Genomic DNA, 19872 nt, shown 5'->3' with positions numbered 1-19872 from the left:
CCTTTCTGTATAACATTAGTCTTCGAGCCGCCACTTGAGATAAGCATCAATAAAGCCGTCGATGTCCCCGTCCATGACCTTGTCTACCTGGGCAACTTCATAGCCTGTACGATGATCCTTGACCATGGTATAGGGGGTAAAGACATAAGAGCGGATTTGACTGCCCCAAGTGATCTCTTTTTTATCCCCTTTGAGGGCAGAAACTTCCTCTGCTTTTTTCTCTTGTTCCATTTGATAAAGCTTGGCTTGGAGCATCTTCATAGCACGATCCCGGTTTCCATACTGAGTCCGGTCAACAGTAGAAGCTACGACGATACCAGTAGGAATGTGGGTTAAACGCACACCGGTTGAGACCTTATTGACATTTTGTCCACCAGCACCACCTGAGCGGAAAGTATCCATCTTAATATCATCGTCACGGATATCAACCTCAATAGTATCATCCAACTCCGGCATAACCTCAACCGAGGTAAAAGAGGTATGACGGCGTTTGGCAGAGTCAAATGGTGATATGCGCACCAGACGGTGAACACCCATCTCAGACTTGAGCAGACCATAAGCATTGGGACCTTCAAATAAGAGGGTCACGGACTTGATACCAGCTTCATCACCAGCTTGATAATCAAGAGTCTCAACCTTGAAACCTTGAGCATTGCCGTAGCGCTGGTACATACGCAGCAACATCTCTCCCCAGTCCTGAGCTTCAGTCCCACCAGAGCCAGGATGGATCTCAAGGATAGCATTATTGTGGTCATAAGGTTCTGACAAAAGCAGGGTCATTTCATAGCTTGTCATCATCTTATCCAACTTTTCAAGGACGCTTTCAAGCTCAGCTTGAACACTGTCATCTTCCTCAAGCATTTCCATATAAAGCTCTGACTCTTCGGATAATTCAACCATTTGGGTAAAGGTATCATAAGTTTGTTTGAGGTCACTGAGTTCCTGTGATGTCTTTTGGGCAAGAGTATTGTCATCCCAAAAGTCTGGCTCAGTCATTCGATTTTCAAGCAGGGCAATCTCTTCTTCTAGACCTTCTAAGTCAAAGAGACCTCCTGAAGCTAGTCAACTTCTCTTGATTATCTACTAATTTTTGGCGGATTTCAGCCACTTCCATAGGGTTGCACTCCTTTATCTTTTATTGAGGCTGGGATAAAAGTCCAGACTCCTTAGCATTATTTTAGATTAAAAAATTAATGCAGTAGCTGGGGGCAACAAAATCAAAATCGTCATTTATCACGACTGACTGATTGAGTCCCACTCTCATTGTAACTGTTTTATTCTACCACAAAGGGGCTAAATTTGCCATGTGTCACAGATCAATCCCACTCAACCAAAGTCAGTCATATCTTTTAGGGCGTTTTTTTGCTAGAATATAAGCCATGAAAAAACTTGCTATTATGAGCGATTTACATATTGACCTCAATCGTTTTGGAGATTTTGAGATCCAAACTCTGATAAAGATATTACAAGAACAAGAGGTTACACATCTTCACTTAGCTGGTGATATCAGCAATCATTATTACGATATCACCCAGCCTTTTCTGACATTTTTGTCTCAACATCTGGAAATCAGTCACAATCTCGGAAATCACGATATGCTAGATTTAGATGAGTCTACCATCAATCGTCTTGATTATCAGGTTTACCAGATTGGTCAACGTCAACTGTTAAGTTTTCATGGTTGGTATGATTATTCTTTTTCCCCAGATAATCTAGACGATATTCTCCGGCTCAAGCGTACTTTTTGGTTTGACCGCAGACTCACACGTCAAGCTGACGATCCTGATATTGTGGACGAGATCTTGAATAGACTTGAGAATATGTTAAAGGAGCTAGATACCAGTCGCTTGATTGTTGCTATGCACTTTGTGCCTCATCGGAATTTCACTATGACACATGAGCGATTTAGACCCTTTAACGCCTTTCTAGGCAGCCAGCGTTTTCATGAATTGTTTGTCCGCTATGGCGTTAGCGATGTGGTCTTTGGTCATGCTCACAGGTCTTACGGGGATCAAAAGATTGATGATATCACGTATCATTCACGCCCTTTGGGCTATATCAGAGAGTGGGACTTGACAATAGACTTTGTCTCAGATCATCCCGAATACAATCCAAGTGGTAGCTGGAATCTCTCTAAGCGCTACCACCTAGTCAAGGACAAGGCAAACTATCAATCCTATAAGAAAAAACAATTACCTGAAGAATTGTTAAAGTCAATGACTTTATTTGAGCTATAACTTAGAGGTCTAGCAGAGATGTCTCCTCAAATCTTTCTAGACTAGCTGATAATGGAGTGACAAGGAGGTCTATCGTGAGCGACTTCGAAAGATGGGGACGATATGTAGGAAAAGAACTGAGCAAGCGTACTCTAGATTTTTTAAGAATTAGTTTATGGCTTTATGTCTTTGGAGCTTATCTGGCTAAGGGCGCTTTGTCTTTGCTTATCAGCCGTATTAGCCTTTATGCTAATACTGGGCAATTAGATATAGGTGACCTGCCAGAGATCCTCAAACATCCCTTAGCTCTAAGTAGTCTCATGGGCTATCTCTTCCTTCTTTTAGCAATCAGTCTAGGTGAAGCTATTATCCTGCTCAGATCTTTAAGGAGCGATAATAATAAGCCTGATAAAGACCCAGGCTTCCAATCATTGCAGCAAGGTGCCAGGCAAGGACTGTTTAAGCAGTTGGCTATTTGTATCAGCTATTTGCTTATCTTTCTTCCCGTCAGCCAATTAGGCTTCAGCTGGAGTCTACTGAAGGATTTTGATCTCCCTAGCTTGCTAACTCCTTATGGACAAGGGGGAGTGGTTGGCTTTATCGCTTGTTTGATCTGGGGAGTGCTGATTTTCCTCAATATCAGACTTCTCTTCTTTTTACCGCTAACTGTAATAAAGGGCTTAACACCCAGTCAGGCTCTAAAGCAAAGCTGGACACTTTCACGTATTCATCAGTCCTTACTCTTCAAAGTCATCCTCCTCTATACAGGGGTATCTTATTTTCTCTGGACTTTTTGCCGACTGCTTGTAACTTATCTGATAAGCCAACACAGCTTCATCAATAGTCTTGCTCCCTTCTTTTTCTTATTTGCTTCTGTATTGGTGATCCTAGGAAAATGGATACTTTCACTATTAGCTTGTAGCTTAATAAGTCAGGAACAAGCAAAAGTGTCCGTAAGACTATTGAACCAGCCTCTTTCCTATAAAGGATATCATCTAGTTGGTGTCATTCTCTTGCTAGGCTTATTGGGGTTTGGACTGATCACGTCTAGTCTTGAGACCAACTACCGAGACAGTAAAGCTCCACTTCTTATCGCACACCGTGGTTATACCAAAAATGCTGTCGAAAATTCGATAGAAGCGATGCAAGAGGCTCATAAAATTGGTGCTGATTACTCAGAGATGGATATCGTTATGACTAAAGATCAGCAGTTTGTCGTCAGTCATGACAATAATCTCAGGCGTCTGGCCCATCTCAATCGCAATATTTCCGATATGACTCTGAAGGAGGCCAAGACTATTACACTTAGGCAAAGAGGCTTTAGCAGCCATCTTTCTTCTTTGGGAGAATTTTTAAGTGCTGCTAAGGCTAGCCATCAAAAACTCATTATCGAGCTTAAGCCCTACCATTCAGATCCTGACACCTTTTTGAGAGCTTTTATCAGACAGGCCAAGCATGAACATCTATTTAGCACTCATGAGATCATGTCTACCAATCGTTCCCTCATTGAATCACTGGAAGATCAGGTCCCTCAAGCTAAAACCGGCTATATTATGAAATTTGTGGCTGGCAAGCTTCCTGATATTTCGGTAGATTTCTATGCTGTTCAAGAATTCTCTGTGACACCTTGGGCACTACTAGTTTCTCATGAACGGTCCAAGCCTATTTATGCTTGGACTGTCAATCAAACTAGTCAACTACAGGACCTTTCCAAGAGTTCTGTTTCTGGTATCATTACTGACCAACCTGATCTTTATCAAGAAGCAAGGTCTGATCTGTCTTTATCTCCCCCACTTATCAGCAATATAGGAGTTGAGGAATGACAGCTAAAAAGTCTGGACTTTTGGTTCCAGACTTTTTACTATTCATTTGATTGGCGCAGTAGTTGAAAGTAAGATTGAGTTGATATAACTAAGAAGTTATGGCCTGCACCCTTATCACTCATGACTGATTGTTTTTTAGTGCTTGGATCCCACCTGATACCGTCAGATAGACTGTCTAAGTATTAAGTGAAACATTAGCGTCTCTGAGCATTGAGCCAATCGAAGACATTGTTATAGGTTTGGTTATTATAGACTGCCTTAGCATCGCCACCGTGCGTTCTATTGCTGGCAACTATACCGTAATATTGATCCCAGTTTTTAGCATTATCTGTGTTTTGCACACCCGTCACCTGGTCATTGAGGAGATAAACCCAAGACCAGTGACCATTATAGGTTGCAGTTGGGATAAAGCTTCCTTGATTACTTTCAAAGTAAGAGAGCCATTTGTTTTGGGCACCAGCTTTGAGAAGATTCTTATAGAAAGGCAAAGCATTGTTATCTGCTAAGACCGTGTCATCTGCTCTGGTCTGAATGAGCCACATAGGCTGATCATAAAGGGCTGAGAGCGCCTGACTATCAATCGCTGTATTATTCTGACTGAGGTGGCTGTCAAAAGGTGCAGAAATCGGTAATAGAGCAGCAAAATAGTTAGGATAGGCAATTCCCATCTCTGCAACCATGCCGCCACCACTAGAAAGTCCAGCTAGATAGATACGATTAGCATCTACATCTGGATGAGAAGCAACGTATCCCCTAATGACAGACATCAAGCTAGCTGTATCTTCCTTGGTCCACTGAGCAGGTGATTGAAGGGCTAAAACATAAGCTCCTTTTTGGTCTCCATTTCCAGTAGAGCTAAAATGATTTTGAATAGGGTTATAGGTCAACTGGTCTACATCATTAGCCAAGAGTGGAATAGTGATATCGCTACCTGCTTCACCAACACCGTGCAGCCAAATGATTAGAGGATTCTTCTCACCACCACGAAGGCTGGTTGGGGCATAGGCGGCAAAGTTGTAACGGCCTACTGTACCACGCTCATTGAAGCGCTCAGTATCTGGCATGATACGATTTTGAATAGCATTTTGACTAGAGTGAACGACTTGGTGACGGCTAGTCCCTTGTGCTAAGACTTCTAAACCATCGACCGTGACAGTATAATCACTGACCCACTTATTTTGCCATTTAGACAAGTCGAATGTAAAAGGTGAGGCATTGTTGGCTGCATTATTTTGGTCGTAAGGTACTTCTAACTCTAAGGTAACATAATTGCTATCCTTGAGATAAACCACATTACCACGTGCATCAGACACATAAGAATTTGTAACCTTGCGCTCAGCTCCTGCTGTTGTCACCTTAGCTAGGTCATGGATCACAGCTGGTGTCACTGGACGATCGAATTGCAGGACTATCTTAGACACGCTGGGACCAAATTCAAAACTATAAATAACCAGACTAGTATTGACAACGTTAGCCTTGTCTTTAGCACTGGCTTGACCATTAGCGTTAAATTGGTATTCTAAGCCATCAATCTGGCGACTAGTATTTTTAAGCTGAAGTCCCTTAGTTTCTTCGTAGTAGTATTGAAGACCGTCGATCGTTACAAAAGTACCTTTGGCTTGCTTTCCTGTCGCAGGATCAAAATAAAGACTTTGGCCATCGATGGTTTGAGCCCCATAAACCTTGGCTCCGTCACTACCGTGATAGTACCAAGTCTTATCATCGGCCCCCATATGGAAGCGATTGACCCATTTTTCACCAGAATCTGCATCGTAATAGTAGACCTTGTCCGCAATAGTAACTTCCCGACCCTTGACCTGCTTACCATCTGCTTCAAAATAGTAATCTTTACCATTAATATTTTGCTGACCAGTGACATTATTACCGTTAGCATCCAAATAGTACCAATTTCCTTGGCTATCATCTACAAATGTGTTGCTGTAGCGGGTGGAAGCTACTGATTTAGGGCTTAGAGCTGCTGGTTTTGCTTGGCTAGCTTCTCCTTGATTTTCTAGGGGAGCTTGGACAGTCGGCACTTCCTGAGTGCTCACTGTATTTGAGTCTATTGGAGCTGCTTGGGCTGTTGACTCTGTGGTTTTTTGCTCAGGCATAGCTTGTGAGTTCTCAGGAACATTAGTCAGCTCTCCTTGAGTCTGGTAGGTAGAAGAGTCTGCCGGTTGCGTTGAGGATGACTCTTCTGTCACATTTGTCGATTCAAGCTGGACTGGTGCACCTTGGTTAGGCTCATCTGCGTAGACACTGCCCCCAAGTCCAGATATAGCTGTCGCTAAAACGACACTTGCTAAACCGACTGATAGTTTCCGATAACCAAATCGTTGCTTTTTTTCCAACATAATACTACTCCACTTCTACTACTTCATGATCCTATCAAAAGCTAAACACTACTATCTGATAGGAAAAAGGATAAACCCTTTTGGCTACTACTAGTCTAGTCTGTAGGATAGCGACTATTTCTCTCTTTCCCCACTAAGAAATAATCGCATATCCTTACTAGATTACGGGTCAATTTTAACATATCCTTAAAAATTTTTCAGATATTTATCGTTCCTGATCTCTTTAGGATCTTTACATTTTTTCTTCTAGTGCCACATCTGGATATTTGTCTGCAAACCAACGCAGGGCAAAATCATTTTCAAAGAGGAAAACAGGCTGGTCAAACCTATCCTTAGCTAGAATATTACGACTAGAGGACATACGCTCATCTAAATCTTCTGGCTTGATCCAGCGAACCGTTTTATTCCCCATTGGTGTCATAACCACTTCAGCATTATACTCACCTTCCATGCGGTGTTTGAAAACCTCAAATTGCAACTGGCCAACTGCTCCAAGCATATACTCACCGGTCTGATAATTGGTATAGAGCTGAATGGCTCCCTCTTGAACCAATTGCTCAATTCCCTTGTGGAAGGACTTTTGTTTCATAACGTTCTTGGCAGACACTTTCATGAAAATCTCTGGTGTAAAGGTTGGTAGGGGTTCAAACTCAAACTTATTTTTCCCCACAGTTAGAGTATCTCCAACCTGATAAGTCCCTGTATCATAGACACCAATAATATCACCAGCCACTGCTTTCTCCACATTTTCACGACTTTCAGCCATAAATTGGGTCACATTAGATAGTTTGACTCCCTTGCCAGTACGGGTCAAATTAACCCCCATACCGCGCTCAAACTCACCCGACACAATCCGGACAAAGGCAATACGGTCTCGGTGGCGTGGATCCATATTGGCTTGAATTTTGAAAACAAATCCTGAAAAGTTTTTGTCCAAGGGATCAATCACCTGGTCATCGATTGTCTTATGGCCGTGCGGTTCTGGTGCAAACTCTAAAAAAGTATCCAGAAAAGTCTGCACCCCAAAATTGGTCAAGGCAGATCCAAAGAAGACGGGGGTTAAAGCCCCTTTGAGAATGGCTTCCTTAGAGAACTCATTGCCAGCCTCAGTTAGGAGTTCAATATCCTCTTTGGCTTGATCATAGAAAGGATTGGCACTGAACCAGTTGTCTCCTTCTTCGATAGTGGCAAAGCGCTCATCTCCTTTATAGAGCTCCAAGCGGTTATTGTAAATATCGTAAAGCCCTTCAAAAGCTTTTCCCATACCGATAGGCCAATTCATTGGGTAAGCAGCGATTCCCAGCACTTCCTCTAGTTCTTCGAGTAAATCAAGCGGCTCTCGTCCATCACGGTCTAACTTATTGAAAAAGGTAAAAACAGGGATGCCACGATGTTTAACAACCTCAAAGAGTTTCTTGGTTTGTGCCTCGATCCCCTTAGCAGAGTCAACAACCATGACAGCTGCATCTACTGCCATCAGGGTCCGATAGGTGTCCTCAGAAAAATCCTCATGCCCTGGTGTATCTAAAATATTGACGCGCTTACCAGCATAATCGAACTGCATGACCGATGAGGTAACAGAGATACCACGTTGTTTTTCAATGTCCATCCAGTCAGATTTGGCAAAGGTGCCGGTCTTTTTCCCTTTGACCGTTCCAGCTTCACGAATTTCCCCACCGAAATAGAGCAACTGTTCGGTAATCGTTGTCTTTCCTGCGTCAGGGTGAGAAATAATGGCAAAGGTGCGGCGCTTTTTAATCTCATCTTCTAATGTCATATCTTTTTCCTTATCTTTATCTTTTAGTCTGCATGATAGATAGCTACTCAGCAATAGCATTTGCCTAAGCTAGCTAACGTGTCGTAATTCCCACTCATTATAACGAAATTGAGGGAGGTTTTCAATGTGAGTCTTTGGATTAAGCCCCTCTTTAAAACTCGCCTAATAAAAAGAGTCTGAGACAAACGTTCAAACTCTTTGGCACTCTGTTCTATATTACGAGATTGACCTGATTGATTTTCACTTATTCCTAGTCTCATCAAAGGGTTTCAGTCCTAGTAAAAGGTAAGCAATTTTGAGTATCTAAATCAAAATACTGGTTTTCGTCCCACCTCTATTGCGATGAAGCATCGCCACCTGGTAAGTTTAGATCTGTTTCTGAGCTTGCAGGGATATTAGGATCTGTGGAACTGGATGAAGAGGATGATTCTGGGGACTCTGAGGCACTGTCTGCACCACCTTCAGATGTTTCATCAGCTAGGTCTTCTTGATCTTGGGTTTTGGTACCACTGGCGTAAATTCCAACCTCCATATCAATAGTCGCATTACTGCCCACCTTATCTTTTATATCATCATAGTAGGGTAATTTCTTATCAATTTTTGATAGGGGAACTAAGACAGTATTACCGTCTTTCATCGTTAATTTCAGGAGATCTGGGGTCGTCTTAGATTTTGCCAGAGAAATAGTTTCAATCTGACTGACCAAGTCTTGGTCCATCTTGATTATCTTCTTAATAAGGAGAGTTAATTCCTTCCCGTTTTCCAGATTGATCGTCGTGAACTCATCTGGTAAATCACTGGCAGACACTGTATCCAATCTTTGACCACTCTCTAAAATTGGGAGATAGCCAGTGTCGGACTTGGCATAAGCAATGATACTATACTCTTTGACATGGATAGTGAAAGTCACTGGAAAGCGATAGCTAATCGTTGCTGATTTGATCCAAGGATCATTTTGCTTTATATTTTTTTCCAGCTGTCCTCTATCTAAAAAAGTAGATAGGGTATAAGCATCGTCCACCACACCTGTCGATTTTAGAACTTCCTGGGCCGTCGTTTGGTTGGCACCTCTCACTTCAAAGTGTTTGACCTTGCTGAGCGGCGTCATGAAAAAAATAGACAAAACCAGACCTAAAATGGCAGGAACAAGAATGCTGGCCATACGTCGGCGAAACTTTGGTGCTCTGGGATGACTAGGTTTAATGGGTTTAGCTTTTTTATATTGAGACTTTGTTTTAGACCCAGAGGTCTTTGTTGAACTTTCTTTGAACCCGGCGCCTGTTTTCTTAGAATTATTTTGCTGCGTCAGCGTTTCAATGGTTTCTGAGTCAGAGTTACCATTGTCTTTTAGGCGTTTGCGTTTTTCAGCTATCAACTCTTTCTGGAGCTTTTCTTGCTCCTTTTTTTCTTCTTCTTTTTGCTTTAAAAAGTCGAGGTTACGCTTTTGCCATTCAGTAAGCCCTTGATTTCCTTGAGATTTTTTAGAGTCTTTTGGGGGTGTCTTAGCCAACGTTTCCTCCTTCTTATTTCTTATGAGTAATAGCCTCGCTCAACAAGCTATAAAATTCATCTGGCGACTTCAATTCTTTCGTTTGTGCCATGGATTCTAGGTATTGGTCTTGATCATCCAAGAGCTGATCAATAGCGTGGTGGAGTTTATCAAAGGTCAGCTCAGGCTCCGGCAACTCAAGCGCATAGCCTTTTTTCTCAAAGTAGGCTGCATTTTCTAGCTGATCTCCTCTGCTCGCTTCCTTGCCAAGAGGAACAATCACATGCAATTTTTTCATCGCTAAGAGCTCAAATATAGTATTGGATCCTCCCCGTGTTACAACAACATCAGCCAGACTCATTAGGGGCTGATAGAGGTCTGTCACATAGTCAATACGATAGAGATTTTTCTCTAAGCTATTGAGGCTCTTATCACCAGATATATTGATGACATTGTAATGAGCCATGAGCTCAGGGGTTTGGATAATGAAATCATTAAAGACTTTGGCACCAGCTGACCCTCCGATAAAGAGCAGGGTTTTGAGATGCGGATCAAATTGAGCCTTAATGGGCGCTAGGGCTTCTTGGTCCTTGCTTGTCCAAGTAAAGTCCGTTACCTTAGTAATCGCTCCTACATGTTGTGCCTTGACTAGGGTTTGAGGCTGCTCAAATGTTGTATACATTTTTGTTGCAAACTTATAGGCGATTTTATTTGCCAAGCCCATAGATAGGTCTGACTCATGCACAAAGACAGGCACTCCTAATACTTTACTAGCAATGACGGGAGGTACAGATACAAACCCACCTTTGGAAAATAGGGCTTTGGGCCTGATACGAGCAATGATAAAAATTGACTGAAGGATCCCCCAAGCTACTTTAAAGACATCCCACATATTTTGGAATGAAAAATAGCGACGCAGCTTTCCTGTAGCGATATTATGGAAGGTCACTTCCAGATCAGACTTGATTAGCTGTTCATACTCAATTCCATTTTTATCACCAATATAGTGAACTTCCCACCCATCCTTCAAAAATTTAGGGATAAGAATAAGGTTCAAGGTTACGTGACCCACAGTACCACCGCCCGTAAAAACAATCTTCTTAGCCATGATTATTCTCCCTTGAGAGACTCGACGGCAGCAATAAACTCATCTCCACGAACCTCAAAATTTTTATACATATCCCAGCTAGCATTAGCTGGACTCAACAGGACGACATCACCCTTTGCTGCTTCTTGAAAGGCTAGTTGTGTGGCTTCCTTAACATCTTTAGCATCAAGATAGCTAACTCCGGCTTGATCTGCTGCACGTTTCAGACGTGGAGCAGACTCACCTAGGATTACCATCTTCTTTAGCCCTTTTATATCGGCTACTAGCTCATCGAACTCATTTCCACGGTCTAAACCACCTGCGATTAAGATGACTTGACTATTGTCAAAGCCTGATAGAGCTTTTTGTGTTGCTAAAATATTAGTTGATTTACTATCATTGTAGAAGGTGACTCCAGACACCTCTCCAAGCGACTGAAGGCGATGTTTGACGCCACCAAAGCTGGCTAGGGTTTCCTTAATAGCCTGATTGTCAATACCAGATAGTTTGGCAACAGCGATCGTTGCCAGAGCATTTTCTATATTGTGGCTACCTGGAACACCAAGGTCAGCAGCTGCCATAATACATTCATCTTTAAAATAAAGACCGCCTTCCTTAAGATAAGCCCCATCAACTTCTTCATTTGTCGAAAGAGGGACTACTGTGGCATGAGTCTTGGTAGCTAAATCCTTAGCGAGGTCCTGATTAAAATTGAGAACCAGATAATCCTCGGCAATCATGTTCTTTTGAAGATTCCACTTGGCTGCTACATAGTCTTCAAAACTGCCATGATAATCAATATGAGTTGGCATTAGATTGGTCACAACAGCTATATGGGGGTGGAATTGATCGATCCCCATCAGCTGGAAAGAGGATAACTCCATGACTAGTCTGTCTTTGTCTGAAGCCGTTTGAACAACCTCAGATGCTGGGAAACCAATATTTCCCGCAAGAAGTCCTGATTGACCACCAGCATTTAAAACATCCGCAATCATCGTCGTTGTTGTCGTCTTGCCGTTTGATCCTGTAATACCGATAATGGGGCTGTCTGATACTCGGTAAGCCAGCTCCACTTCAGTATAGACAGGAATACCTTTTTCTATAGCTTTTGAAACCATGGGATTATCGTAACGGATACCTGGATTCTTGACCATATAGGCAAAGTCTTCATCCAAGAGTTCGAGTGGGTGAGAGCCACAAATGACCTTAATTCCTTCTTCCAGAAGGGACTGAGCTGAGGGATTTTCCTCAAAGGCTTTCCCATCATTGACGGTTACGATAGCTCCAAGCTTAGACAAGAGACGTGCTGCTGCCTCGCCCGAACGTGCCAAGCCAAGAACCAAGACTTTCTTATTTTCAAAATCTGTAATAGTTTTCATACTGCACCCAATTCTACCTAATATCGTTCTTTATATTTTACCTTTAATCCCATGCTTTTTCAAGGTAAATACAAGGGAGTTTAGCTCCTAGTATATTGACATAAGTTTGAACTTTTGTGATAAAGAATAGCTGTTTTTTCCGTTCTTGTTATCAGTTTTAAAAAGAGCACTAAAAGCACCTCAATTGTTAGATTTTCTACCTGACTTTTTGGAGATGCAGGTCAGATATGGCAGTTTTACATAAAGTTTACTGAGACTTCCTCAAAAATTTTCAATAATCCTATAAGATTTAAAGTAACTAATAATAAAGAAATGAGGTCAGCAGATGAAAAGTTCATTCAAACTTGTGAAAAGCTGTAGTGCATTGCTATTCTCCATTAGCCTACTTGTAGCCTGTCAAAATAATAATGCTATTAGTAACTATAAGCTAGACACCACAGCTGTCAATAATAGTCAGGTAGCTAAAAAAACTGCAAACGGACGAGATGTGCAACTTTACGATACTAATCGTCCCAAAATCGAAGACTACACAAAAGTTAACACTAATCAAGCCAAATATGTTTTTTTGTTTATTGGGGATGGTATGGGAATAACACCTGTGACAGCAGCAGAAAATTATAAAGGTTTTACACAGACAAATAAGGATGAAGTGTACCCTGATTTGATGAATTTTACTGAAATGCCTGTGATTGGTCTGAAAACACAGTACGATTGTCACTCTTTCATTCCTGATTCAGCTTCCACTGCTAGTGCTTTTGCGACGGGGAACAAGACACAGACGAACTCCCTAGGGGTTTCTGGTGATTTTGAAAAGTCATCTGATTCTATCGCAGAGAAGGCAAAAAGAGCAGGAAAATCGGTCGGGATCTTATCCACAGTGACGCTCAACCACGCTACGCCAGCTGGTTTTTATGCCAACGAAGAATCACGCGAATCTTACTATGATATTGGTAAGCAAATGACAAAAACAGATTTTGATTATTTTGCTGGAGGATCATTAAATGAAAGAACAGGTAAAGCTAATAATCAAAGAGATATATATGATATTCTAAGAGATGAAGGCTATACGATTTATGAGACAAAAAAGGATGCCAAGAAAATCAATAAAGATTCCAAAAAGGTTTATTGGGTATCCGAAGATTTGCAGGATGAAGGCTCAATGACCTACGCTATCGATAAAACTAAAAAGAGTCAAGATTTTGGTGACATGGTGGCAAAAGGGATTGAAGTCATGGAAGATGATCCCGAAGGTTTCTTTATGATGGCAGAGTCTGGGAAGATTGACTGGGCTGAGCATGCAAATGATGGTGCGACCACTGTTGAAGAGGTTATCGATTTTCAAAATTCTATTCAGGAGGCAGTTGATTTTTATAATGAACATCCAGATGAGACTTTAATTGTAGTGACAGCTGACCATGCCACAGGAGGTTTTACTATTGGGAATGCTTCAACAGGATATGAAACTTATTTTGATGTATTAACTAAACAAAAAGGCTCACAAGTTGAATTTGATAATATTGTTACAGAAGCATTAAAACAAAATCCACAACTGACTTTTGAGGAGTTTAAATATAACATCGAGGAGTTCTTTGGTCTTAAATTAGAAGCGGATGCTCCATCTGAAAAGGTAAGTAACTCCGATAAAGACTCTTATCAGGAAGAAAAGGCTAATAATCGTATGCTTTGCTCCAAAGAAGAGTATGATCAACTGAGGGCTGCTTTTGAGGAATCTAAAAAGCCATCAGAAGAGCAGAATGTTAGCTATGGTGGCTATGTACCCGTGTCTGTGACAGCCACACGTATTCTTGATAAAAAATCAGGACTAGCTTGGTCAACCAATGACCATTCAGGTGAAAAGGTTCCTGTTTATGCTATGGGATCAGGTGCTTATATGTTTGATGGAGAGTTTGATGATACAGATGTTGCTATCAGGATAGCTGATGCTATGGGATTCAATGGCAAAGTGACCCAACCAACTGATAAAGGTGAAACTAAGACACAAAAACCATCAGGTGTGGGGCAGCAAAAACCAAACTCAAAATAATATTGTGCTATTTTTAACAGTGAAAAGAAATTTCCCTCTAAGCAGGTGTTCCCCTAAAAATTGGATAAGAAATCGTTGAAAGGATCTAGTTCTGTTTACTACAGAACTAGATCCTTTCAATTTTATCTTCATACGTTTTTATAAGTATCGTAAAAGCCAACATAATTAGCTTTTTTATCAAGTGGTTCACTTAGGAATAGTTTGGCTTTCAGTGTTAAACTTTTATTGTCTTAACTTAATGTCATCAGAAAAAATAAGCCTGAATCTATCAGACTTATTTTTTTGAGTGATCATCTTTAGCCTTGAAATAATTACGAATAAAACGATAGCTGCGAGAAAAATACTCAGCATGTTTATTTGGTTTTGGCGATAAGAGCAGGACATCGCGCAGTGTAAAAAATCCAAGCCCTATCATCACTATCCCTAGAAAGACCTCAGGAGGGGATTGGAGTAATTTTGCAAATCCAAGTATCGAGAGGACTAAAAGAATAGCTACGATCCCGATGATCAATATCATATTCATGGTATTCTTTATCGACTTAGGTGCCGCAAAGAAATAATAAAGGGCAATCAATATTGCCACAATAATATAAGACATCTCGCACTCTCCTTACCAGAAGTAAGAACACCATTACTCAGCTGTCTTTTTCTTACGCTTATTAGCCTTATCACGCTCAGCCTTGTTCAAGATTTGTTTACGTAAGCGAATAGACTCAGGCGTTACTTCCATGTACTCATCATCATCTAAGAACTCGAGAGATTCTTCTAGAGTCAAGATACGAGGAGTCTTGATGACAGCTGTCTGATCTTTGGTTGCAGACCGTACGTTGGTCATTTGTTTAGCAGTTGTGATATTAACACCAAGGTCATTTTCACGGGCATTTTCACCGACGATCATTCCCTCATAAACCTCGGTACCTGGATTAACAAAAATCGTACCACGCTCCTCGATCCTCATGATAGAGTAAGTTGTCGCTTTACCAGTATCAATAGAAACTAAGGCACCACGATGACGTCCGCCAATTTCACCAGCAACGACTGGCAAATACTGATCAAACGTATGGTTCATAATCCCGTAGCCACGTGTCATCGATAGAAATTCGGTTGAAAAGCCAATCAAACCACGCGCAGGAACCAAGAATATCAGACGTGTCTGACCATTACCAACCATCTGCATGTCCAGCATATCACCTTTACGTTCAGATAAGGCTTGGATGATAGAACCTTGGTATTCTTCTGGTGTATCGATTTGAACCCGTTCAAACGGTTCACATTTAACCCCATCAATTTCTTTAATGATAACCTCTGGGCGGGATACTTGAAGCTCATAGCCTTCACGACGCATGGTCTCAATGAGAATGGACAAGTGAAGCTCACCACGACCTGAGACCGTCCATTTATCCGGTGAATCAGTCGGATCAACACGGAGAGAAACATCTGTTTGAAGTTCAGCTAAAAGGCGTTCCTCAACTTTACGAGAAGTTACGTGCTTCCCTTCTCGACCTGCAAAAGGCGAATTGTTAGCCAAGAAGGTCATCTGAAGGGTTGGCTCATCAATATGGAGGACTGGCAGGGGTTCTACAGCATCCGTAGGGGTAACTGTTTCACCAACAAAGATGTCTTCCATACCTGAAACGGCAATCAAATCACCGGCCTTGGCTTCTTCGATCTCACGGCGCTCCAGCCCAAAGAAACCAAAGAGTTTAGTAACACGGAAATTCTTCGTTGTACCATCGAGTTTGGAGAGGGTTACTTGATCACCAACCTTTACTGTCCCACGGAAGATACGTCCAATACCGATACGTCCAACAAAATCATTATAATCCAGCAGGGATACTTGGAACTGCAGAGGTTCCTCTGAATTGTCAACGGGTGCTGGGATATGGTTGATAATAGTGTCAAAGATTGGAGCCATTGTAGCTTCTTGGTCAGCTGGATCATCAGACATTGAGGATGTTCCATTGATAGCTGACGCATAGACTACCGGGAAATCAAGTTGAGAGTCGTCTGCTCCCAGTTCGATGAAAAGTTCTAAAACTTCATCCACAACTTCTGCTGGGCGGGCAGCTGGTTTATCAATTTTATTAACCACAACAATTGGCGTCAAATTTTGCTCCAAGGCTTTTTTCAAAACAAAGCGAGTTTGTGGCATAGTTCCTTCGTAGGCATCAACAACCAGTACGACACCATCAACCATCTTCATGATCCGCTCAACTTCACCACCAAAGTCGGCGTGACCTGGTGTGTCCATAATATTGATTCGGACATCATTGTAAGCAACGGCTGTATTCTTGGCAAGAATCGTAATACCACGCTCTTTTTCAAGGTCGTTTGAGTCCATAGCACGCTCATCAAGCTCTTTACGTGCATCTAAGGTTTGCGACTGCTTTAAAAGCTCATCGACCAAGGTTGTTTTACCGTGGTCAACGTGGGCAATAATGGCAACATTACGAATATCTTCTCTGAGTTTTGACATGTTTTCCTCTGTATCTCTATAAAATTTTAGCTTTTACATTGTACCATAAAAATGGCGCCTCTATCAGTATTTTAGTCATGTAAACGTTTTAGATAGGGCAATCTTCTTATATAGCTTTAAGTATTTTTATCAAGAAGGCTATAGAACAGACTTATTTCCTAAATTATTTAGCGTATCGCTTGCAAGACCTTCCTACAAGCTGATTAAAAGGCTATCAGATCTTAGTTATGGATACCTTCTTCAACCAAAGTTTCCAACTCTGTCAGTCTTTCTTCAAAAACTTTGAAAGCTGCTTCTAAATAATCACTCTTGGTCATATCAACACCAGCTTTAGCAATGACTTCAAGGGGATAGGCTGAGCTACCAGCCTTAAGATAATCGAGATAGTGCTGTCTATCGTCATCATTTCCATGGACAATTTTTTGTGCTAAATAATTGGCTGCTGCAAATCCTGTCGCATATTGATAAACATAGAAATTATAATAAAAATGAGGAATCCGGGCCCACTCGTACTGAATTTCAGGGTTATCTTCCTTAGCTAATCCATAATACTTCTCATTGAGTTCAGCATAGAGATCGTTGAGATACTGGCTGGTCAAAACCTCTCCAGCTGCATCAGCGAGGTGGATGGCCTGTTCAAACTCAGCGAAGTGAGTCTGACGAAAGACTGTTCCCTTAAAACTATCTAGATAGTAATTGAGCAGAGCAAAGCGTTCTTTAGAATCCTTGGCTTCCTTAAGCAGGACTTCCGTCAAGATGTTTTCATTGGTCGTTGAGGCGACCTCTGCTAAGAAAATGCTGTAATCACCATATACATAAGGTTGATTTTCACGTGTAAATACTGAATGCATACTGTGCCCAGTCTCATGAACAAGTGTATAGAGATTATCTAGCGTATCTTGCCAATTTAGTAAGATAAAGGCATTGGTATCATAAGATCCACCAGAATAAGCACCTGAGCGCTTGCCTTTATTAACATCCACATCAATCCATCGTTCATGAAAGACCTTGTGGAGATTTTTCTGGTACTCCGGGCCAAAAACAGCTAGTACTTTTTCAGCTTTAGCGATGGCCTCTTCATAGGTCAGAGAGAGGTCCAGCTCAGATAGGGGCGTATAAAGGTCATACATTTTTAATTGCTCTAACCCTAGAATTTTCTGTCGCAACTTCATATAGCGCTGCAAAAGAGAAAGGTGGTCATTAACTGTAGACACCAACTGTTCGTAGACTTGTTCAGGAATGTAGTTATTGGCTAGGGCAGCTTGCCTGGCAGAGTCATAGTGATGAACCTTGGCAGTATAGTTATGCTGCTTAACGCTAGTTGCTAACGTTTTAGCATAAGTATGCTGAAACTGTTGATAGATACTGTAATAGGCTTGATAGACTCTCTGTCTGAGCCCACGGTCTTTCGACTCCATTAGGGTGATAAAGTTACCATGTGTCAGCTCAATACTTTTCCCCTCTTCATTAGTGATCATAGGAAACAAGACATCTGCATTATCCAAGATCTCAAAAGTTTCACCGGCAGCCTCAAAGATCTCTTGGGCACCAGCTAGAAGATTTTCTTCACGTTGAGATAAAACATGAGATTTTTGGGTGAAAATCTTCTCATAAAAATGGTGGTAAAGGCCAAGATTCGCCTCTTGATGACAAAAGGTTTGATAAGTCTCCGAAGGAAGCTCTAACAACTCTGGTTCAAAAAACGAAAAGGTCTGAGCATAATGTGCATATAAGCTAGACGCTTTGGATTGTAGCTCCTGATAGGTACTCACTGTAGTATCTTGATCATTTTTCATCGAAGCATAGACATACAGTTTTTCTAGTCTGCGAGATAAGTTTAAATAGGTTTCTGTTACCTCAAGAAGATCTTTAGCTGAGCGAGATAAACGGCCGGATAAATGCGACGCTTGATCAAGATCTTGAGAAAGCTGAGAAAATTCTGTTTCCCAATCTTGATCGCTGGCAAAAATACTCGTCAAGTCCCACTGTCTTTTGGGATCAATATGCTCACGATTGCTAGACATTGTGCTACCTCTTGCAGGGCTATATACTATCCCTACTACTTTCTAAATTCACTTTGATCTTATTCTAGCATAAAATTTTGGCGGGTATAAAACTTGGATATCCTGCATAGCTTGGCTCTTATAGTAGTCCAAAAACTGGTCCTCATACAAGTCTAAGGCTCTGTCGATTTGAGCAAAGGATCCTTTAGGAAAGCGAACTTGAGGAAAATAATCCTCCAATTTTTTCGTCAAAAGATTCTCTCCTTTATTATAAGCACATTCTTGGCGACGCATCCATTTGGGATTTCTAGCTATCAGTTGCTTTTGAATGTAGCTGAGTAGGTCTCGATCCATCGCTACCTGATAGGATGACATTTTTTGAGAGCGAAAAGGATGGCGGAAAAAATCCATAAGTCCTTTCCCTAAAGGGAACTCTTCAACCAAATAGTGAACCTGGTTATGCCAATCTTCGTAAATAAGATATTTTAATCGAATAGTCTTCTTTGCAAGATCCAATTCCCACAGATGGAAGCCCATATTCTCTGAAAAATATATAAAATCACGATGCAGGGGTGCTAGTCTTTTACCGAGCCATAATTTTTTCCCTAGCAGCCAAAGCACCCGATAGCCATGCAGGTGATAGGCTTTAGTTCGTGTTCTCAGGCGTTCTGATGACAAACGACTGCACTGTACTTCCAGAGCCAGATGATCATTTACCATGAGATCAGCAACCTGCTTTATTTGGGGGATCACTCGCTCCACTTCAACTTTTTCTTGTACTACTAAGGCTTGATAAAGCAGAGCCTTTAAAGAAAGGTGTTCAGCAGATTCATTTTCACTATAGAAAAGACAGTCCTTCAAACTCATATGAGCAAAGTGAGGGCGCATGACTGACCCTTGCCTTAACCTTAAGCGTCCACCACAGCTTGGGCAAAAAAAGTTTTGTTTCTCAGGTGGTAATTCCTCAAGCAAATTGATTAAATATCCCTTGGCATCATAAGCTACTAACATAAGCGTCCTCCTCACCTATTTTATCCGTAAAAAAAGAGAGTAGGACAAGACAAATGAGTTTCCACTTTTGTCCCAAACTCTCTATGTTTTTTCATTTTGTTTACGGAATGCGACCATCTTTTGTAGCTGGCTTTTTCACTATCTTTGTCAAAGGACCAGATAACTTAGTTTCATTTTGTCTTAGAGGTCAGACCCATTAGGATATGCAAGGTT

13 protein-coding genes are annotated in these 19872 nt (G+C 41.4%); 3 read left to right on the top strand and 10 right to left on the bottom strand.

The genetic code is table 11. The annotated features are described in order from the left end of the window. Positions 1 to 15: 15 nt before the first annotated feature. Positions 16 to 1114 (bottom strand): peptide chain release factor 2 gene (prfB, locus tag AC4HAJ_RS04105; protein ID WP_491078890.1). Its coding sequence is split into 2 segments (ribosomal slippage): positions 16 to 1041 and positions 1043 to 1114, totalling 1098 coding nucleotides; the frame shifts between segments, so codons are not numbered across the junction. Positions 1115 to 1379: 265 nt separating this feature from the next. Here prfB and AC4HAJ_RS04100 point away from each other — a divergent pair. Both AC4HAJ_RS04100 and AC4HAJ_RS04095 read left to right on the top strand, forming a co-directional pair. After that, positions 1380 to 2237 (top strand): metallophosphoesterase, encoded by an 858-nt coding sequence (locus AC4HAJ_RS04100; RefSeq protein ID WP_491078889.1) that lies wholly within the window; start codon positions 1380 to 1382, stop codon positions 2235 to 2237. A gap of 74 nt (positions 2238 to 2311) precedes the next feature. Beyond that, positions 2312 to 4039, top strand: a complete 1728-nt coding sequence (locus AC4HAJ_RS04095) for a glycerophosphodiester phosphodiesterase family protein (RefSeq protein WP_491078888.1) — start codon at positions 2312 to 2314, stop codon at positions 4037 to 4039. 194 nt (positions 4040 to 4233) lie between these two features. Here the strand turns inward: AC4HAJ_RS04095 and AC4HAJ_RS04090 are convergent, their stop codons facing one another. The 5 genes from AC4HAJ_RS04090 to murD all read right to left on the bottom strand — a co-directional run bounded on the left by AC4HAJ_RS04090 (position 4234) and on the right by murD (position 12125). Further along, positions 4234 to 6396, bottom strand: a complete 2163-nt coding sequence (locus tag AC4HAJ_RS04090) for a PHB depolymerase family esterase (RefSeq protein WP_491078967.1) — start codon at positions 6394 to 6396, stop codon at positions 4234 to 4236. A 229-nt stretch (positions 6397 to 6625) separates the two neighbouring features. Further along, entirely contained in the window at positions 6626 to 8170 is a 1545-nt protein-coding gene (locus tag AC4HAJ_RS04085; protein WP_491078887.1) for a peptide chain release factor 3, read from the bottom strand. 334 nt (positions 8171 to 8504) lie between these two features. Beyond that, on the bottom strand, positions 8505 to 9680 hold the full coding sequence (locus tag AC4HAJ_RS04080; RefSeq protein ID WP_491078886.1) for a cell division protein FtsQ/DivIB: 1176 nt from the start codon (positions 9678 to 9680) through the stop codon (positions 8505 to 8507). Positions 9681 to 9693: 13 nt separating this feature from the next. Continuing rightward, positions 9694 to 10767, bottom strand: coding sequence for a UDP-N-acetylglucosamine--N-acetylmuramyl-(pentapeptide) pyrophosphoryl-undecaprenol N-acetylglucosamine transferase (locus AC4HAJ_RS04075; protein ID WP_491078885.1), 1074 nt, complete (start codon positions 10765 to 10767; stop codon positions 9694 to 9696). A 2-nt stretch (positions 10768 to 10769) separates the two neighbouring features. Continuing rightward, on the bottom strand, positions 10770 to 12125 hold the full coding sequence (gene murD / locus AC4HAJ_RS04070; protein WP_491078884.1) for a UDP-N-acetylmuramoyl-L-alanine--D-glutamate ligase: 1356 nt from the start codon (positions 12123 to 12125) through the stop codon (positions 10770 to 10772). Positions 12126 to 12450: 325 nt separating this feature from the next. Between murD and AC4HAJ_RS04065 the strand changes: the two genes are divergently transcribed. Continuing rightward, positions 12451 to 14169: an alkaline phosphatase gene (locus tag AC4HAJ_RS04065; RefSeq protein ID WP_491078883.1), complete on the top strand. Its 1719-nt coding sequence runs from the start codon at positions 12451 to 12453 to the stop codon at positions 14167 to 14169. Between the two features lie 274 nt (positions 14170 to 14443). Here the strand turns inward: AC4HAJ_RS04065 and AC4HAJ_RS04060 are convergent, their stop codons facing one another. The 4 genes from AC4HAJ_RS04060 to AC4HAJ_RS04045 all read right to left on the bottom strand — a co-directional run bounded on the left by AC4HAJ_RS04060 (position 14444) and on the right by AC4HAJ_RS04045 (position 19659). Then, the gene (locus tag AC4HAJ_RS04060) at positions 14444 to 14767 is read right to left on the bottom strand and encodes a DUF3165 family protein (protein ID WP_491078882.1); all 324 of its coding nucleotides are present in this window, start codon (positions 14765 to 14767) and stop codon (positions 14444 to 14446) included. A 33-nt stretch (positions 14768 to 14800) separates the two neighbouring features. Then, positions 14801 to 16645: a translational GTPase TypA gene (gene typA, locus AC4HAJ_RS04055; protein ID WP_491078881.1), complete on the bottom strand. Its 1845-nt coding sequence runs from the start codon at positions 16643 to 16645 to the stop codon at positions 14801 to 14803. Between the two features lie 221 nt (positions 16646 to 16866). Then, positions 16867 to 18669, bottom strand: a complete 1803-nt coding sequence (gene pepF / locus AC4HAJ_RS04050; RefSeq protein WP_491078880.1) for an oligoendopeptidase F — start codon at positions 18667 to 18669, stop codon at positions 16867 to 16869. Positions 18670 to 18717: 48 nt separating this feature from the next. Next, positions 18718 to 19659 (bottom strand): competence protein CoiA, encoded by a 942-nt coding sequence (locus AC4HAJ_RS04045; RefSeq protein WP_491078879.1) that lies wholly within the window; start codon positions 19657 to 19659, stop codon positions 18718 to 18720. Positions 19660 to 19872: the final 213 nt, after the last annotated feature.

This window comes from Streptococcus sp. ALY_211, from assembly GCF_058314555.1.
Note: the sequence above shows the minus strand (reverse complement) of the source record. Positions and strands in the feature narration are given on the sequence as shown.